The sequence below is a fragment of the Streptococcus sp. HMSC062D07 genome (genome assembly GCF_001814215.1).
GTDB classification, from domain to species: domain Bacteria; phylum Bacillota; class Bacilli; order Lactobacillales; family Streptococcaceae; genus Streptococcus; species Streptococcus infantis_I.
The window spans coordinates 153,183-172,079 of sequence record NZ_KV815326.1 but is presented as its reverse complement, the minus strand read 5'-3'; the positions used below and the strand labels follow the sequence as shown (position 1 = coordinate 172,079).

The window sequence follows — 18,897 nt, the reverse complement described above, 5'->3', positions numbered from 1 at the left end:
TGAAAAAATGAAAGAATTTGCAAAAAAATATTTAAAAACCTCACAATAATAGGTAAAATATTGCTTTTTTTATTTAAAAAACATCAAAAACAATCAAAAAGTTCAAAATGCTAAAATTTTTTCTGCAAAACGCTTGACATATTTTAAAAACATGATAGAATTATATGCGTAGGGCGGATAAAATCGCTTTCAAACATTTTACAAATTTTTTATAAGGAGATTTTTGCAAATGACGAATACAGAAATTGCAAAAAAAGTCATCGAAGCCTTAGGTGGACGTGAGAACGTTAATAGTGTAGCTCACTGTGCGACTCGTCTTCGCGTTATGGTTAAAGATGAAGCGAAAATTAACAAAGATGCTATCGAGAGCTTGGAAAAAGTTCAAGGTGCTTTCTTTAACTCAGGTCAATACCAAATCATCTTTGGTACTGGTACAGTAAACAAGATGTACGATGAAGTCGTAGCTCTTGGTTTGCCAACTTCAACAAAAGCTGAAATGAAAGCAGAAGCTGCTAAACAAGGAAATTGGTTCCAACGTGCCATCCGTACTTTCGGTGACGTCTTCGTTCCAATCATTCCAGTTATCGTAGCAACTGGTCTCTTCATGGGTGTTCGTGGTCTCTTGACTGCTCTTGGAATGACACTTCCAGAAGATGTGACAACTTATACTCAGATCTTGACTGACACTGCCTTTATTATCTTGCCAGGTTTGGTTGTTTGGTCAACTTTCCGTGTATTCGGTGGTAACCCAGCCGTTGGTATCGTTCTTGGTATGATGCTCGTTTCTGGTTCACTTCCAAATGCCTGGGCTGTTGCGTCTGGTGGTGAAGTAACTGCAATGCAGTTCTTCGGATTTATCCCAGTTGTAGGTTTGCAAGGTTCAGTTCTTCCAGCTTTCATTATCGGGGTTGTTGGAGCTAAGTTTGAAAAAGCAGTTCGCAAGGTTGTTCCAGATGTACTTGACCTCTTGGTAACACCGTTCGTAACACTCCTTGTAATGTCAATTCTTGGATTGTTTGTTATCGGACCAGTCTTCCACGTTGTTGAAAACTACATCCTCATTGGAACTAAAGCAATTCTTAACTTGCCATTCGGACTTGGTGGTTTCTTGATTGGTGGAGTTCACCAATTAATCGTCGTATCAGGTGTTCACCACATCTTCAACTTGCTTGAAGTTCAATTGCTTGCTGCTGACCATGCTAACCCATTCAACGCTATCATCACAGCTGCCATGACTGCTCAAGGTGCTGCGACAGTAGCCGTTGGTGTGAAAACTAAAAATCCTAAACTTAAAACACTTGCTTTCCCAGCTGCTCTTTCTGCCTTCCTAGGTATTACTGAGCCTGCTATCTTCGGGGTTAACTTGCGTTTCCGTAAACCATTCTTCCTTTCATTGATTGCTGGTGCAATCGGTGGTGGATTGGCATCTATCCTTGGACTTGCTGGTACTGGTAATGGTATCACAATCATCCCTGGTACAATGCTTTACATTGGTAACGGACAACTTCTACAATACCTTCTTATGGTAGCTGTATCATTTGTACTTGGTTTTGCTCTTACTTACATGTTTGGTTACGAAGATGAAGTAGAAGAAGTTTCAGGAGCAATTTCTGAAGCTGAAACTGACCGTTTAACAGAAGAAGCAGTAACTGGTACTGTGGTTTCACCTAGCGAAGGTGTTATCCAAACACCAATCGTTGGTGATGTCGTTGCTCTTTCAAATGTGAATGACCCAGTATTCTCAAGTGGAGCTATGGGACAAGGTATCGCTGTAAAACCAAGTGAAGATGTTGTTTACGCACCAGCTGATGCTGAAGTGACAATTGTCTTCCCAACAGGACATGCTTATGGCCTAAGAACAGCTAACGGAGCTGAAATCTTGATCCACGTTGGTATCGACACTGTTTCAATGAACGGTGAAGGATTTAACCATAAAGTTGCCCAAGGTGACAAGGTTAAAGCTGGAGATGTTCTTGGAACATTTGACTCAGCTAAGATTGCTGCTGCAGGTCTGGATAACACAACAATGGTTATTGTGACAAACACTGCAGACTTTGCTTCAGTAAATCCAGTTGCTTCTGGATCAGTTGCTAAGGGTGACGCAGTCATTGAAGTTAAAGCTTAATAAATCAAAAAACGAACAAATGTCATGTTTGTTCGTTTTTGATTGAATGGTAAAATTTACAGAGGAAAATCTAAAATATTGAGCAATTTTCAGTCTGGAAATATGCTATAATAAAGAAAATAAATACAAGAGGTTAATCATGACAAAACTATACGGAAGCTTGGAAGCGGGCGGTACAAAATTTGTCTGTGCTGTCGGAGATGAAAACTATAACGTTGTAGAAAAAGTACAATTTCCTACAACAACACCTATTGAAACAATCGATAAAACCATCGAGTTCTTCTCAAAATTCGACAATCTTGCAGGACTTGCCATTGGTTCATTTGGTCCAATCGATATCGATAAAAACTCAAAAACTTACGGATTTATCACAACAACTCCAAAACCTAACTGGGCAAATGTAGACTTGCTTGGTGCTCTTCGTCGCGCTCTAAACGTGCCTATGTATTTCACGACAGACGTAAACAGTTCTGCATACGGTGAAGTGGTTGCTCGTAATAATGCCGGCGGTCGTATCGAAAACTTGGTTTATTACACAATCGGTACAGGTATCGGTGCAGGTGTTATCCAACGTGGCGAGTTTATTGGCGGTGTTGGTCACCCTGAGATGGGGCATTATTATGTGGCTAGACACCCAATGGATATTGAAAAAGAATTTAAAGGTGTTTGTCCTTTCCATAATGGATGTTTGGAAGGTTATGCAGCTGGTCCAAGTTTGGAAGCTCGTACAGGTGTTCGTGGGGAAAACATTGAACCCAACAACTCTGTCTGGGATGTTCAAGCCTACTACATTGCTCAAGCTGCAGTGAATGCGACTGTAACTTTCCGTCCAGATCTCATCGTCTTTGGTGGTGGGGTTATGGCTCAACAACATATGCTTGACCGTGTACGTGAGAAATTCACATCCTTGCTCAACGGCTACCTACCAGTTCCAGATGTGCGCGACTATATCGTGACTCCAGCTGTTGCTGGCAATGGTTCAGCTACACTAGGAAACTTCGTTCTTGCTAAGAGCGTTGCAAAATAAGAATATAAAAAACTCCCAACTGAGAAAGTTGGGAGTTTTGCTTTAGTCTTTTTCTATTTTTGTTTCCTGATGGAAAATATTTTGCCAAGTTTCGTGGCGACGCCAGATGCTGGTATGAATGGTATCACCGACTTGGTAGCGGATGAGCTTTGTTTTCTGACTGATAGAAGTTAAATGAAGCTCCTTGATAGCAGAGGTTAATTCTTTTTCAGCCTTATAGGCATCCTTGTCCAGTTCTTGTCCGTCCTGGCGGATATAAATGAAGTCTTCTGCAAGTAATTCCTCCAGTTGATTTCCTTGGTCGATTAGTTGCTCTCTCATGAGCAATTTTTTATAGACATTATCTAGAATTTCATCCTCAGGGATTGGTGCTGGTTCAATATGAATGTCTGTATCAAAGACACCAAATCGTTCTGATAACATGGATTCAACTTGGTCCGCAATTTCGTGACTTTCAAAAACAGACAGGTCTGGGTTCATCTCAAGTGTAATGTCTAGATAAATATTGCTTCCGTAGGTACGACCCCTTTGAGATTTGACCTTGCTAATCTTAGGAATTTCCATGATAGCTTTTTGGTAATCTTCCAGCAAGTGCTCATCAAAACCGTCAGAAAGACTGAAGGATGACTCGATAAAGATATCATAGGCAGTCTTGAGGATAAAGAAGGTAATGATGATGGCGACTAATTTATCCACGATTGGATAGTTGAAGCTACTAGCCAGGATAGCGATAGAAGTTCCAAGAGATGTCACGGCATCTGACAGATTGTCCTTAGCTGCAGCCTTGAGGGCCTTTGATTTAGCTTGCTTACTCAGATGGGTATTGTAGAGATAAACGGCAAACATGATGATGGCAGAGACGACTCCCAGAGTCGCACCAAGTGGGTCAATGCCCGTTTGTTCTCGGCTGAGTATCTTTTGAATGGTGTCACGTAGAACATCAAAGCCAACGTAAAACATGATGATGGAAGTGATGAGACTTGCCAAATCCTCGATTTTCCAGTGACCGAAGCGATGATCTCTATCTGCCGGTTGGCGAGCCAAACGAATCCCGATGAGAAGGGCCACGTTTCCAACGATATCTGAAACGTTGTTAAAACCATCAGCTACCAAACTGGATGAATGGAGGAGGTGTCCGGTCGCTAGCTTAGCTGCAGATAAGAATAGATAGGTCAAGATGCTGATAATGGCACCACGCTCAGCTAATTTTAAGTTTGAAACCGATTGATTCATCTAACTCCCCTTCTAGCATTTTAGTATTCTTTCATTATACTGGTTTTCCAAGGAAAATTCAAATGTGGGAAGTAAGTTAAATACACCTCAAAACTTGAAAACTTTTGAAATTCTGATATAATAGAACTACTCAAGGGAGTAGCTGGCGGGAAACCGCGATAGTGTCGTCATTACGAATTTTTTCCGGCACTATATTAAACAGCGAGACTTGTTTTTTTAAAAAACAGGTCTCTTTTTTTGTAAAAAGAGGCCAAAAAGGAGGAGACTGTTTTGTCAAAAGAACAAAATAAAGACTTGTTTTACACACAGACCTCAGAAGAAGTCCTAAAGAACTTAGACTCATCTATCGAGGGTTTGTCAACTGCTCAAGCTCAAGAACGACTAGCGACTTATGGTCGTAATGAGTTGGAAGAGGGAGAGAAACGTAGCCTACTAGCTAAATTCCTTGATCAATTTAAGGATTTGATGATTATCATCTTGCTTGCGGCAGCGGCACTTTCTGTGATTACAGAAGGAATGGACGGCCTAACGGATGCCATTATCATCTTGGCCGTTGTTGTCTTGAATGCTGCCTTTGGGGTTTACCAGGAAGGGCAAGCAGAAGCAGCCATTGAAGCTCTGAAAAATATGTCTAGCCCGATGGCTCGTGTTCGTCGTGATGGTCATGTCATTGAGATTGACTCAAAAGAATTGGTACCTGGAGATATCGTCTTGCTTGAAGCGGGAGATGTCGTGCCCGCAGATATGCGTTTGTTTGAAGCAGCTTCCCTTAAAATTGAAGAAGCAGCTCTTACAGGAGAGTCTGTCCCAGTTGAAAAAGATGTGACAGGACTTGTTGAAGCAGATGCTGGTATCGGGGATCGTGTTAACATGGCTTACCAAAACTCAAACGTAACATACGGTCGTGGGATTGGTGTCGTGACCAACACTGGTATGTACACAGAAGTTGGTAAGATTGCGGACATGTTGGCTAATGCTGACGAGACAGAGACACCATTGAAGCAAAGCTTGGAACAATTATCTAAGGCCTTGACTTACTTGATCGTTGTGATTGCAGTGATCACTTTCTTGGTTGGTGTCTTTGTTCGTGGAGAACATCCATTAGAAGGCTTGATGGTGGCGGTTGCTCTTGCGGTTGCTGCGATTCCAGAAGGTCTCCCTGCCATTGTAACCATCGTTCTATCTTTGGGAACAACAACCCTTGCCAAACGGAATTCGATTGTTCGTAAATTACCAGCGGTTGAAACTCTTGGTTCAACAGAAATCATCGCATCTGATAAAACAGGTACTTTGACCATGAACCAAATGACGGTTGAAAAAGTTTATACCAACGGTCAATTGCAAAGCTCGGCATCCGAGATTGCTGCTGACAACAATACCCTTCGTATCATGAACTTTGCCAATGACACCAAGGTAGATCCATCTGGTAAGTTGATTGGGGACCCAACTGAGACAGCTCTTGTACAGTTTGGTTTGGACCACAACTTTGATGTTCGTGAAGTCTTGAAGGATGAACCACGTGTAGCTGAATTGCCATTTGACTCAGACCGTAAACTCATGTCTACCATTCATAAGGAAGCAGACGGTTCTTACTTTATCGCTGTCAAGGGTGCACCTGATCAGTTGCTCAAGCGCGTGACTCGTATTGAAGTCAATGGGGAAGTTCGCCCCATCACAGAAGAAGATAAACAAGCTATCCTTGCTACCAACAAAGACTTAGCTAAACAAGCCCTTCGTGTCTTGATGATGGCTTACAAGACAAGTAACGAAATTCCAACCTTGGAATCTGAAATTGTTGAATCTGACCTTATTTTCTCTGGTTTGGTCGGCATGATTGACCCTGAACGTCCAGAAGCTGCAGAAGCTGTTCGTGTCGCTAAGGAAGCGGGTATCCGTCCGATTATGATCACTGGTGACCACCAAGATACAGCGGAAGCTATCGCTAAACGTCTCGGTATCATCGATCCAAATGATACAGAAGACCATGTCTTCACGGGTGCTGAGTTGAATGAACTCACTGATGAAGAATTCCAAAAAGTCTTCAAGCAATACTCTGTTTACGCGCGTGTATCACCTGAGCACAAGGTTCGTATCGTGAAAGCATGGCAAAATGAAGGTAAAGTTGTTGCCATGACAGGTGATGGAGTTAACGATGCGCCTTCACTTAAGACAGCGGATATCGGTATCGGTATGGGGATTACAGGTACAGAAGTTTCTAAGGGAGCTTCGGATATGGTCCTTGCTGATGATAACTTTGCAACCATTATCGTAGCGGTAGAAGAAGGACGTAAGGTCTTCTCAAATATCCAAAAATCAATCCAATACCTCTTGTCTGCCAATATGGCTGAAGTTTTCACCATCTTCTTTGCAACCTTGTTAGGTTGGGATGTGCTTCAACCAGTGCATTTGCTATGGATTAACCTGGTAACAGATACGCTACCAGCCATCGCTCTTGGGGTGGAACCAGCTGAGCCAGGCGTTATGACTCACAAACCTCGTGGACGTAAGTCTAACTTCTTTGATGGTGGTGTCTTCGGAGCAATCATTTATCAAGGGATCTTCCAAACCATGCTCGTTTTAGGTGTTTATGGTTGGGCTCTTCTCTTCCCAGAGCACCAAAGTCATACTGAGATCCATGCGGATGCCCTTACCATGGCTTTTGCAACTCTCGGTTTGATCCAATTGCTCCATGCCTTTAACGTTAAGTCGGTTTACCAATCAATCTTTAAAGTGGGACTCTTTACAAACAAGACCTTTAACTGGTCTATCCCTGTTGCCTTTGTCCTCTTTGTGGTGACAATTTTGGTTCCTGGATTTAATAATCTCTTCCACGTGTCACATTTGAGTTTGACTCAATGGATGGTGGTCGCTGTAGGAGCACTTATGATCGTGGTCCTTGTTGAGATTGTCAAAGCAGTTCAACGAGCACTTGGAAAAGATAAAAACGCTATTTAAGCATTGAAAAGTCATCTTCGGATGGCTTTTTGCTTTTATATATGGTAAACAGAGATAGATTTTATGCTATAATCAAGTTGAGAAAAAGATGGAGGAATAGTAGTTGGAAAAGAAAATTGTAAAAGATATCTTGTTTTTGTCGCAGGTATCTCAGCCTGCTAGTCAGGAAGATTTACCCCTAGCAAAGGATTTGCAGGATACCCTATTGGCTAACCGAGAAAGCTGTGTTGGACTAGCGGCCAATATGATTGGGGTACAAAAACGCGTCATTATTTTTAATATCGGAATGATTCCCATGGTTATGTTTAATCCAGTTCTCCAATCTTTTGAAGGATCATACGAGACAGAGGAAGGTTGTTTGTCTTTGACGGGTGTAAGACCGACAACTAGGTATGAGAAGATTACAGTAAGCTACAGAGATATCCATTGGCAAGAGCAGACCATTACCCTGACAGGTTTTCCGGCTCAGATTTGTCAACACGAATTGGATCATTTGGAAGGGATTATCATATAGGCCTTGTATCCCAGATCAGGGTACATCCTTTAAGCTTAAGGAAACAACCTCGTTTTTCTTGCACTCTTGTTTGAAATTTGTGATAATAAATGAAAGAATAATAAATGGAGGACAGTCAAATGGGGTTTTATCTGATGATTGGTTCGATGTTGCTTGGTCTTTTCGCTTTGAAGATAGGATTTTCTCATCTAAAGGAGAAAAAGTTTAATCTGTCATCTATCTTGGCAAGCTGCCTTGGGACAGCACTAGTTCTCTTTGCAATCTGGTTAGGATTGCCAAAATAAGGAAAGAAGCCTCGGTATTCACCGAGGTTTTTAGGCTCAAATCCTTGGTAGTCCTAAAAAAATATGCTACACTAACACTATGAAAATTCTAATCCCAACCGCAAAAGAAATGAATACCGAAATCCCTAGTTTAGAGGCTAAACCATTGCCTCCTGAAAGTCAGGCAGTGCTGGATGAATTGGCCAGATATTCTGCCCAAGAGCTGGAGAGTTTTTACAAAATATCTGCCGAAAAAGCGCAAGAGGAGTATGACCATATCCAGGCCTTGAAAAATGAAACTGCGACAAACTATCCAGCCTTGCACCTCTTTGATGGACTCATGTATCGCAACCTCAAACGGGACGATCTCACCAAGGAGGAGCAAACATATCTCGAGAAACACCTCATGATAACGTCAGCTTTCTATGGTGTGATTCCAGCCTTTGAACCGATTGCGCCTCACAGACTGGACTTTTTGATGAAACTAAAAGTCGCTGGAAAAAGCTTGAAAAGTCATTGGCAGTCAGCCTATGAGGAGTCAATGAAAGACCAGGAGTTAATCTTTTCTCTCTTGTCATCAGAATTTGAGAATGTTTTTCCTAAAGAAATCCGTGAAAAAATGGTGACCTTTAAGTTTATGGAAGATAGAGATGGGAAACTAAAAATCCATTCAACCATTTCGAAAAAAGCTAGAGGCGCCTTCTTAACATCTTTGACGGAAAATCAGGTAACCTCAGTTGAAGAGATTAAAAAGCTCAGCTTTGCGGGTTTCAATTATCGAGAAGACTTGTCTAGTGACAAGGAATTGGCTTTTGTGAAATAGATAGGAAATAGAGAGAGTGGGACAGAAATCGGTAATTCGTTAGAATTCGATTTCGTCGTCCCACCTCCGCACAGTTGAGTAGGGCTGTAAAAGCTGATGAAATCAGCGTAGTAGAGCCCACTCAACCACTGCGTCTTGCTCGACAATCCATAGACAAATGAGAGGCTAGGACTTTTGTCCCAGCCCTTTTTTGTGATTTGATGATCCTATTTTTAGTTTAGAATGGTAGGAATTTTCACACAATTTTGGTATAATAGGACTATTAGAAAATTTCGAGGAGACAAACATGTCAGTTAAGATTGCTTTACTTGGATTTGGTACAGTTGCCAGTGGCGTACCATTCTTGCTAAAGGAAAATAAAGAAAAAATTGTTCAAGCAGCCCAGTCAGAAATTGAAGTAGCTAAAGTTTTGGTCAAAGACGATCAAGAGAAAGCCCGCTTACTTGAAGCAGGAAATGATTTTAATTTTGTAACAAATATCGATGAAATTTTGTCAGACAAAGACATTACTATTGTTGTTGAGTTGATGGGGCGTATCGAACCTGCTAAAACCTTTATCACTCGTGCTTTAGAAGCAGGGAAACACGTTGTGACAGCTAACAAGGATCTTTTGGCAGTCCATAGTGCAGAATTGCTTGAGGTAGCCAAAGCTCACAATGTTGCTCTATACTATGAAGCAGCTGTTGCAGGAGGAATCCCAATTCTTCGTACTTTGGTTAACTCATTAGCATCAGACAAAATCACACGCGTTCTTGGTGTTGTCAACGGAACATCTAACTTCATGATGACCAAAATGGTAACAGAAGGTTGGTCTTATGAAGATGCTTTGGCAGAAGCCCAACGACTTGGCTTTGCTGAAAGCGACCCTACCAATGACGTTGATGGAATTGATGCGGCTTACAAGATGGTCATCCTCAGTCAGTTCGCCTTTGGAATGAATGTTAAGTTTGAAGATGTGGGTCACCAAGGAATTCGCAACATCACTCTAGAAGATGTGGCAGTAGCTCAAGAACTTGGTTATGTTGTGAAATTAGTTGGTTCTATCGAAGAAACAGCTTCAGGAATTGCTGCTGAGGTTACGCCAACCTTCCTTCCTAAAACTCACCCGCTTGCAAGTGTTAATGGTGTTATGAATGCTGTCTTTGTTGAGTCTATCGGTATCGGCGAGTCTATGTACTATGGACCAGGTGCAGGTCAAAAACCAACTGCAACAAGTGTTGTGGCTGATATTGCCCGCATCGTTCGTCGTCTGAATGATGGAACAATTGGAAAAGCCTTTAATGAATACAGCCGTCCAGTAGTCTTGGCTAAGCCAGAAGACGTCAAAGCCAACTACTATTTCTCAATCTTGGCTCCAGATTCAAAAGGTCAAGTCTTGAAATTGGCTGAGCTATTTAACGCAGAAGATATTTCCTTCAAGCAGATCCTTCAAGATGGTAAGCAAGAAGGCAAGGCTCGTGTTGTCATCATCACTCATAAAATCAACAAGGCGCAACTTGAAAATATTACAGCAGCTTTGAAGGGTGTAGCCGAGTTTGAACTTCTCAACACCTTCAAGGTTTTAGGAGACTAAGATGAAGATTATTGTACCTGCTACAAGTGCCAATGTGGGTCCTGGCTTTGACTCGGTTGGTGTAGCTGTAACCAAGTATCTAGAAATTCAGGTTTGTGAGGAACGTGAAGAATGGATGATTGAGCACCAATTAGGCAAATGGATTCCACGTGATGAACGTAATCTTTTGCTGAAGATTGCTCTACAAATTGTTCCAGACCTCCAACCTAGACGTCTGAAGATGGTTAGTGATATTCCTCTTGCGCGTGGACTAGGTTCATCGAGCTCGGTCATCGTTGCTGGGATTGAACTGGCAAATCAACTCGGAAACTTGAAACTAAGCAAACATGAAAAATTACAATTGGCAACTAAAATCGAAGGGCATCCTGATAATGTTGCACCTGCTATCTATGGAAATCTCGTAATTGCTAGTTCGGTAGAAGGTCAGGTTTCTGCTGTTGTGGCGCCTTTCCCAGAGTGTGCTTTTCTAGCTTATATTCCAAACTATGAATTGCGTACTAGAGATAGTCGTGGTGTCTTGCCAAAGAAACTATCATACAAGGAAGCCGTTGCTGCAAGTTCTATCGCCAATGTGGCTATTGCAGCCCTACTGACTGGAGACATGGTCAAAGCAGGCCAGGCTATTGAGAGTGACCTTTTCCATGAGCGTTACCGTCAAGAACTGGTAAGAGAATTTGCGACGATCAAGAAAGTTGCTAAGAGAAATGGTGCTTATGCGACCTACTTGTCTGGTGCTGGTCCGACTGTCATGGTCTTGGCTGATCCTGATAAGATGCCTAAGATTAAGGCTGAGCTTGAAAAGCAACCTTTCAAAGGCAAGCTTCATGATTTGCAAGTTGATACACAAGGCGTTCGCGTCGAAGCAAAATAAACAGAACAATAGGATGGGGAAACTCTCTATTAGAGGGCTTCCTGTCCTTTTTTTGAAAATGAAACATGGGATATGAAATGATTCCCAGTTTTGTAGACCGCTGGACGGTCAAGGAGGATTTGAAATGGCAGAAATATATTTAGCAGGTGGTTGTTTTTGGGGCTTAGAAGAGTACTTTTCACGTATTTCTGGAGTGCTGCAAACAAGTGTTGGTTATGCTAATGGTCAAGTAGAAACCACCAATTATCAATTGATCAAAGAAACAGATCACGCAGAGACTGTGCAAGTCGTCTACGATGAAAAGGTGGTATCGCTTCGTGAGATCTTGCTCTATTATTTCCGAGTCATTGATCCTTTATCTGTCAACCAACAAGGCAATGACCGTGGTCGTCAGTACCGCACAGGGATTTATTACCTAGATGAAGAGGATTTACCGACTATTAATACAGTAGTTCGTGAACAAGAACTCCTCATCGGTCGTAAAATTGCAGTAGAAGTGGAGAAGCTTCGCCACTATATCTTAGCTGAAGACTATCACCAAGACTACCTCAAGAAAAATCCTGGAGGCTATTGCCATATCGATGTGAGAGATGCTGAGAAACCACTGATAGATGCCGCCAACTATGAAAAACCGAGTCAGGCAGTTTTACGAGAAAGTTTATCAGAAGAGTCCTACCGAGTTACCCAAGAGGCTGCGACGGAAGCTCCTTTTAGCAATGCTTATGACCAAACTTTTGAGGAAGGAATTTATGTCGATATCACGACTGGTGAGCCCCTCTTCTTTGCCAAGGATAAGTTTGCCTCAGGCTGTGGTTGGCCAAGTTTTAGCCGTCCTATTTCCAAGGAACTCATTCATTACTACCAAGACTTGAGTCATGGCATGGAACGTATCGAAGTCCGGTCACGTTCAGGAAATGCTCACTTGGGACATGTCTTTACAGACGGACCTCAGGAACTAGGTGGTTTACGCTATTGTATCAATTCTGCATCCTTACGATTTATCGCTAAGGATGAAATGGAGGAAGCCGGCTACGGCTACCTGCTTCCATATTTGAATAAGTAAAAAGATGGTGGTTTTTCCACCTTCTTCATTTTGGAAATAGAAGGGACTCATGAAACACTTACTTTCTTACTTTAAACCTCATAAACAATAAGAAAAGTTGCCTTCGGGTGACTTTTTTGTTACAATAGCTAGAAAATTATCCAGTATGAATACTTATATAGAAAAGGAGCCTAGGGATGAAAGTCTTTCAGCATGTAAATATCGTGACTTGTGACCAAGATTTCCACGTCTATTTGGATGGGATTTTGGCTATTAAAGAATCTCAAATCGTCTATGTCGGTCAGGAAAATCAAGAGATTCTTAAACAAGCAGATCAAATCATAGACTATCAGGGTGCCTGGATTATGCCTGGCTTGGTTAACTGCCATACTCACTCTGCCATGACAGGCTTGAGAGGTATTCGTGATGATAGTAATCTCCATGAATGGCTAGAGGACTATATCTGGCCAGCAGAAGCAGAATTCACACCAGAGATGACTACAAAGGCCGTCAAAGAGGCGCTAACAGAAATGCTCCAGTCTGGAACAACAACCTTCAACGACATGTACAATCCTAATGGAGTGGATATAACTGAGATTTATGAGGCAGTCAAGGCATCCAAGATGCGTTGTTATTTTTCTCCAACCCTCTTTTCTTCAGAATCTGAGACGACGGCTGAAACTATAGCCAGAACTCGATCTGTTATCGAGACAATCAAAGGCTACCAGGATACAAATTTCAAGGTGATGGTGGCTCCTCATTCGCCCTACAGTTGTAGTCGAGATTTGCTGGAGGCAAGTCTTGGGCTAGCAAAAGAAGAAAACATTCCTCTTCATATCCATGTTGCAGAAACACAGGAAGAGTCAGGCATTATCCTGAAACGCTATGGCAAACGCCCATTAGCCTTCCTAGATGAGCTCGGCTATTTAGATCATAAAGCTGTCTTTGCTCACGGTGTTGAGTTAAATGAAGCAGAGATTGCCCGCTTGGCAGATTCGCAAGTCGCTATCGCCCACAATCCTATCAGCAACCTCAAATTAGCCTCAGGGATTGCACCAGTCGTCCAACTTCAAAAAGCAGGAGTAGCAGTTGGTATTGCGACGGATTCAGTTGCTTCTAACAATAACCTGGATATGTTTGAGGAAGGGCGGACAGCAGCACTCTTACAGAAGATGAAGAGTGGCGATGCCAGCCAATTTCCAATCGAAACTGCCCTCAAGGCACTGACAATTGAGGGTGCTAAGGTGTTAGGAATGGAAGATGAGCTTGGTAGTCTAGAAGTCGGCAAGCAAGCTGATTTCCTCGTCATCCAACCCCAAGGCAAAATCCATCTTCAACCTCAAGAAAACATGCTATCTCATCTAGTATACTCTGTCAAATCCAGTGATGTTAATGATGTCTATATCGCTGGTGAACAAGTCATGAAAGACGGTCAAGTGTTGACGGTTAACTTGTAAAAAAGTAGTATAAATTCTCTAAATCTCACGGGAAAATTCTTGTGAGGTTTTTAAAATTTTGCTAGAAATCAGGCGAGTAGATGTCTTGCAGAAATATATTGATACTAAATTAGAAAAACACCTATTAGATAAAAAAAAAAAATTGTGGTATAATAATAAGATGCAAAAAAAGGAGTATCTATGGACATTTCAGAAATTCGTCAAAAAATTGATGCAAATCGTGAAAAATTAGCTTCTTTCAGGGGGTCTCTTTGACCTCGAAGGTTTAGAGGAAGAAATTGCCATTTTGGAAAACAAAATGACAGAACCTGATTTTTGGAACGATAATATTGCGGCCCAAAAAACGTCGCAAGAATTAAACGAACTCAAAAATACCTATAATACCTTCCACAAGATGGATGAGTTGCAGGATGAAGTTGAGATTTTACTGGACTTTTTGGCAGAGGACGAATCTGTGAAGGATGAGTTGGTTGAAAAACTCTCTGAGTTAGATCAGATGATGACTAGCTACGAAATGACACTTCTCTTGTCAGAGCCCTACGATCACAACAACGCCATCCTTGAAATCCATCCAGGTTCTGGGGGAACAGAGGCTCAAGACTGGGGCGATATGCTCCTTCGTATGTATACTCGCTATGGAAATGCCAAAGGCTTCAAGGTTGAGGTATTGGACTACCAAGCAGGTGATGAGGCAGGAATCAAGTCAGTAACCTTGTCTTTTGAAGGACCAAATGCTTATGGTCTTCTCAAGTCAGAGATGGGAGTTCACCGTTTGGTCCGTATCTCACCATTTGACTCTGCTAAACGTCGCCACACCTCATTTACTTCTGTAGAAGTTATGCCAGAGTTGGATGATACTATCGAAGTTGAAATCCGTGAGGATGATATCAAGATGGATACCTTCCGTTCAGGTGGAGCAGGTGGACAAAACGTCAACAAGGTTTCAACAGGTGTCCGCTTGACTCACATTCCGACAGGGATCGTCGTAGCATCAACCGTCGACCGTACTCAGTACGGAAACCGTGACCGTGCTATGAAGATGCTTCAGGCAAAACTCTACCAGATGGAGCAGGAAAAGAAAGCTGCTGAGGTAGACTCGCTCAAGGGTGAGAAAAAGGAAATTACATGGGGAAGCCAAATCCGCTCCTATGTATTTACGCCTTATACAATGGTAAAAGACCATCGTACCAACTTTGAAGTAGCGCAAGTAGATAAGGTAATGGATGGAGACCTAGATGGTTTCATCGATGCTTATCTGAAATGGCGTATCAGTTAAAAGAAAGGAAGTCACATGTCAATCATTGAAATGAGAGATGTTGTCAAAAAATATGACAACGGGACAACAGCCCTACGTGGCATCACTGTAAATATCGATGCAGGAGAATTTGCCTACATCGTAGGACCTTCAGGTGCTGGTAAATCAACTTTTATCCGTGCCTTGTATCGTGAGGTCAAAATCGACAAAGGAAGCTTGCAAGTTGCAGGTTATAACCTCGTTAAGATTAAAAAGAAAGATATTCCGTTCTTGCGTAGAAACGTTGGAGTAGTCTTTCAGGATTACAAACTTTTGCCAAAGAAAACCGTTTATGAGAACATTGCTTACGCCATGGAGGTTGTTGGTGAAAGTCGTCGTAACATCAAAAAACGTGTTATGGAAGTCTTGGACCTTGTCGGTTTGAAGCACAAGGTTCGTTCATTCCCGAATGAACTTTCAGGTGGTGAGCAACAACGTATCGCCATTGCGCGTGCTATTGTAAACAATCCTAAGGTTTTGATTGCCGACGAACCAACAGGAAACTTGGACCCAGATAACTCATGGGAAATCATGAACCTCTTGGAACGTATCAATCTTCAAGGGACAACTGTTTTGATGGCGACCCACAACAGCCAAATCGTAAATACCTTGCGCCACCGCGTTATTGCCATCGAGAATGGTCGCGTGGTACGTGATGAAGCGAAAGGAGAGTACGGATACGATGATTAGTAGATTTTTCCGCCATCTGTTCGAAGCTTTAAAGAGTTTAAAGCGTAATGGATGGATGACCATTGCTGCTGTCAGTTCAGTAATGATTACCTTGACCTTGGTTGCTATCTTTGCTTCAGTTATCTTCAATACTGCGAAATTAGCAACTGATATTGAAAACAACGTCCGCGTCATGGTTTATGTTCGTAAAGACGTTGAAGACAACAGTGAAACCATTGTAAAAGAAGGCCAGACAGTCACGAACAATGACTACCACAAGGTCTATAACGCCCTTAAAGCTCTGCCAGCTGTAAAAAATGTAACCTTCTCAAGTAAAGAAGAGCAGTACCAAAAGCTGACTGAAACTATGGGTGACGAGTGGAAGGTGTTTGAAGGAGATGCAAACCCTCTTCATGATGCCTACATCGTAGATACCAATTCACCAAGTGATGTAAAACCTGTAGCTGAAGAAGCTAAAAAGATTGAAGGTGTCTCTGAAGTTCAAGACGGTGGTGCCAATACCGAACGTCTCTTCAAGTTGGCTTCCTTCATCCGTGTATGGGGATTGGTCATCGCAGGACTCTTGATCTTCATCGCAGTCTTCTTGATTTCAAATACCATCCGTATTACTATCATTTCACGTAGCCGTGAAATCCAAATCATGCGTTTGGTTGGTGCCAAGAACGGTTATATCCGTGGCCCATTCTTGCTAGAAGGTGCCTTTATCGGATTGTTGGGAGCAGCTCTTCCGTCAGCATTGGTTTACTTTATCTATAACCGAGTGTTCCAATCTGTCAACCCATCCTTGGTTGGTCAAAACCTATCTTTGATTACACCGAATACCTTTATTCCATTGATGATCGGTCTCTTGTTCCTCATCGGAATCTGTATCGGTTCACTTGGTTCAGGAATCTCAATGCGTCGATTCTTGAAAATCTAAGTCACATAACTGGATAAAACACATAAAAAAGTGGGATGTCATCAAGACTTCACAGCTCTTGATGCCCCGCTTTTTCTGTTGGTCTTGGTGCTCAGTCGCTTGCCAATTTTGGCTAAAGAGTGTATGATAGGGAAGGACCTTTTTACTAATATGAAAAATGAACAATGAATGAGGAAAAGATGAAACAATTTTTGGAAAAAGTGAGCATACTCTCCCTGTCGTTAGTATTGATCACATCGTTTTCTATTTCGAGTGCCCTGCCTGCTATGTTTGACTATTATCAGGGCTATTCGACTGGTCAGGTCGAACTCTTGGTCAGCCTCCCATCCTTTGGGATTATGGCCATGCTTTTATTGAACGGAGTTTTAGAGCGTATTTTTCCTGAACGTCTCCAGTTGACCTTGGGACTCTTGATTTTATCCATCAGTGGAACGGCACCTTTCTGGTATCAGGGCTATTACTTTGTCTTTGCTACCCGCTTGCTATTTGGGCTTGGAGTAGGAATGCTCAATGCCAAGGCTATTTCGATCATCAGTGAACGTTACCACGGCAAAACTCGTATCCAAATGCTTGGTTTTCGTGGATCGGCTGAAGTCGTAGGAGCATCCATCTTGACACTGGCAGTCGGTCAGCTCTTAGCCTTTGGCTGGACAGCAACCTTCCTAGCCTATGCAGCTGGTCTAGTAGTTCTCGTACTCTTCCTTCTCTTTGTCCCTTATGGAAACGCAGAAGTTCATGAGTCCAAGCATCAGACAGAAGAAGCAGTAAGATTGACTGCTTCTATGAAAAAGCTTATTTTCTTCCTTGCTATTGCAGCCGCAGTGATTGTTTGTACCAATACGGCCATCACCTTCCGTATCCCTAGTCTCATGATTGAGGCAGGGTTTGGGGATGCTCAGTTGTCCAGTTTGGTACTTAGTGCCATGCAGTTGATTGGGATTCTAGCTGGAATCAGCTTTTCTTTCCTGATTTCGACCTTCAAGGAAAGACTTCTATTGGTCGCTGGTGTCACTTTTGGAATCGGGCAAATCATCATTGCTCTTTCCCCTTCACTCTGGGTGGTGGTTGCAGGTTCTATCCTGGGAGGATTTGCCTATAGCATCGCTCTGACGACAGTCTTTCAGTTGATATCTGAACGAATTCCTGCAAAACTCCTCAACAAAGCAACTTCCTATGCTGTTTTGGGATGTTCTTTTGGAGCATCATTAACACCCTTTGTTCTTTCAGGGATAGGCTTTGTGACTACAGATGGTCGAATGACCTTCATTATTCTAGGAGCATGGATGATTGCTACATCAGTGCTTGTTTCCCTTTTATTGAAAAAAGAAGCCTAACAAAGAAAAACTCAAGGAGAATCCTTGAGTTTTTTTGTATTAGCCAAACATCTGCCAAAAGTAATCGATGATATAAGTCAAGCCATAAGTGTAAACAACCAGGGTAAAGGGTTTGGTCAGGATGATAATGGTCATATACCGCTTGAAGCTCATCTTGGTCAGAGCTGCCAACATGCAGAGAAAATCAGCTGGACTAACTGGCCAAATCATCATAAAGATAAAGAAACGGTCAAAGCGATTGCCCTCATCCAGCCAACCGATATATTTGTCATAGGTGCGCTTGCTGACCATAGACTGGACAAAGGGCGCTCCGTAGAGACGAACCAAGTAAAAGATAATGGCACAACCAATGACAATACCGATATAGTTGTAGATGGTCCCGATGATATGCCCATAGATAAAGACACCTGCAACGGAGGTAAGAGCACCTGGAATGATAGGAACAACCGTCTGCAAAATCTGTAAAAAGATAAAGAGTGGTGGCCCCCAGATACCCGCCTGTTGGATAAAGGCAGATAGGGTTTCCTTGGAGTGCAAGATACCCGCCTGATAGGCCCAGATACAGAATATTACAGTACCAACTCCACCGACGATGGAGGAAATATGAATCGCTTGCTGTAGAAGGGGAGAAACAGCTTTCATTTCTTTCTCGTATGACATGTAAACTCCTCTTGTGTAGTATGATTCTACTATACCATATTTTAGGGAGAAAGACTAGATGGGATACTTCGTGTGACTTTGCCTCAAGTATGGTAAAATGGGAATAAGAAAATGACA

At 42.3% G+C, this 18,897-nt stretch carries 16 protein-coding genes; 14 read left to right on the top strand and 2 right to left on the bottom strand.

Features of this window, described 5'->3' with window-relative positions; all coding sequences use genetic code 11:
- Nucleotides 1–229 precede the first annotated feature (229 nt).
- On the top strand, nt 230–2,125 hold the full coding sequence (locus HMPREF2957_RS03990; RefSeq protein ID WP_070677670.1) for a sucrose-specific PTS transporter subunit IIBC: 1,896 nt from the start codon (nt 230–232) through the stop codon (nt 2,123–2,125).
- Nucleotides 2,126–2,264: 139 nt separating this feature from the next.
- A complete protein-coding gene (gene scrK / locus HMPREF2957_RS03985) occupies nt 2,265–3,152 on the top strand; it encodes a fructokinase ScrK (protein ID WP_070677668.1) in 888 nt (295 codons plus the stop codon).
- Between the two features lie 42 nt (nt 3,153–3,194).
- Here the strand turns inward: scrK and HMPREF2957_RS03980 are convergent, their stop codons facing one another.
- Nucleotides 3,195–4,385: a cation diffusion facilitator family transporter gene (locus tag HMPREF2957_RS03980; protein WP_070677666.1), complete on the bottom strand. Its 1,191-nt coding sequence runs from the start codon at nt 4,383–4,385 to the stop codon at nt 3,195–3,197.
- Between the two features lie 270 nt (nt 4,386–4,655).
- Between HMPREF2957_RS03980 and HMPREF2957_RS03975 the strand changes: the two genes are divergently transcribed.
- The 12 genes from HMPREF2957_RS03975 to HMPREF2957_RS03920 all read left to right on the top strand — a co-directional run bounded on the left by HMPREF2957_RS03975 (nt 4,656) and on the right by HMPREF2957_RS03920 (nt 18,120).
- Complete coding sequence (locus HMPREF2957_RS03975; protein ID WP_070677663.1) at nt 4,656–7,340, top strand: cation-translocating P-type ATPase; 2,685 nt, start codon at nt 4,656–4,658, stop codon at nt 7,338–7,340.
- A 103-nt stretch (nt 7,341–7,443) separates the two neighbouring features.
- Nucleotides 7,444–7,854: a peptide deformylase gene (locus tag HMPREF2957_RS03970; protein ID WP_006148926.1), complete on the top strand. Its 411-nt coding sequence runs from the start codon at nt 7,444–7,446 to the stop codon at nt 7,852–7,854.
- Nucleotides 7,855–7,973: 119 nt separating this feature from the next.
- Nucleotides 7,974–8,138 (top strand): hypothetical protein, encoded by a 165-nt coding sequence (locus tag HMPREF2957_RS03965; protein WP_006155852.1) that lies wholly within the window; start codon nt 7,974–7,976, stop codon nt 8,136–8,138.
- Nucleotides 8,139–8,217: 79 nt separating this feature from the next.
- Nucleotides 8,218–8,940 (top strand): peroxide stress protein YaaA, encoded by a 723-nt coding sequence (yaaA, locus tag HMPREF2957_RS03960; protein ID WP_070677661.1) that lies wholly within the window; start codon nt 8,218–8,220, stop codon nt 8,938–8,940.
- Nucleotides 8,941–9,226: 286 nt separating this feature from the next.
- Entirely contained in the window at nt 9,227–10,513 is a 1,287-nt protein-coding gene (locus HMPREF2957_RS03955) for a homoserine dehydrogenase (RefSeq protein WP_070677660.1), read from the top strand.
- A gap of 1 nt (nt 10,514) precedes the next feature.
- A complete protein-coding gene (gene thrB / locus HMPREF2957_RS03950; RefSeq protein ID WP_036752996.1) occupies nt 10,515–11,384 on the top strand; it encodes a homoserine kinase in 870 nt (289 codons plus the stop codon).
- A gap of 124 nt (nt 11,385–11,508) precedes the next feature.
- Nucleotides 11,509–12,447 carry a peptide-methionine (R)-S-oxide reductase MsrB gene (gene msrB, locus HMPREF2957_RS03945; RefSeq protein WP_070677658.1) on the top strand — a complete coding sequence of 313 codons (939 nt, stop codon included), beginning with the start codon at nt 11,509–11,511 and terminating at the stop codon, nt 12,445–12,447.
- 176 nt (nt 12,448–12,623) lie between these two features.
- Entirely contained in the window at nt 12,624–13,883 is a 1,260-nt protein-coding gene (locus HMPREF2957_RS03940) for a TRZ/ATZ family protein (RefSeq protein ID WP_070677656.1), read from the top strand.
- 180 nt (nt 13,884–14,063) lie between these two features.
- Nucleotides 14,064–15,159 (top strand): peptide chain release factor 2 gene (prfB, locus tag HMPREF2957_RS03935; RefSeq protein ID WP_142321362.1). Its coding sequence is split into 2 segments (ribosomal slippage): nt 14,064–14,135 and nt 14,137–15,159, totalling 1,095 coding nucleotides; the frame shifts between segments, so codons are not numbered across the junction.
- A 15-nt stretch (nt 15,160–15,174) separates the two neighbouring features.
- A complete protein-coding gene (gene ftsE, locus HMPREF2957_RS03930) occupies nt 15,175–15,867 on the top strand; it encodes a cell division ATP-binding protein FtsE (RefSeq protein WP_004251332.1) in 693 nt (230 codons plus the stop codon).
- Complete coding sequence (gene ftsX, locus HMPREF2957_RS03925; protein ID WP_004251331.1) at nt 15,860–16,786, top strand: permease-like cell division protein FtsX; 927 nt, start codon at nt 15,860–15,862, stop codon at nt 16,784–16,786. Before ftsE ends, ftsX begins: the two co-directional genes overlap by 8 nt.
- A 179-nt stretch (nt 16,787–16,965) precedes the next feature.
- Nucleotides 16,966–18,120 carry an MFS transporter gene (locus tag HMPREF2957_RS03920; protein WP_070677654.1) on the top strand — a complete coding sequence of 385 codons (1,155 nt, stop codon included), beginning with the start codon at nt 16,966–16,968 and terminating at the stop codon, nt 18,118–18,120.
- 39 nt (nt 18,121–18,159) lie between these two features.
- Here HMPREF2957_RS03920 and HMPREF2957_RS03915 read toward each other — a convergent pair whose 3' ends face one another.
- Entirely contained in the window at nt 18,160–18,780 is a 621-nt protein-coding gene (locus HMPREF2957_RS03915) for a TVP38/TMEM64 family protein (RefSeq protein WP_070677652.1), read from the bottom strand.
- Nucleotides 18,781–18,897 lie beyond the last annotated feature (117 nt).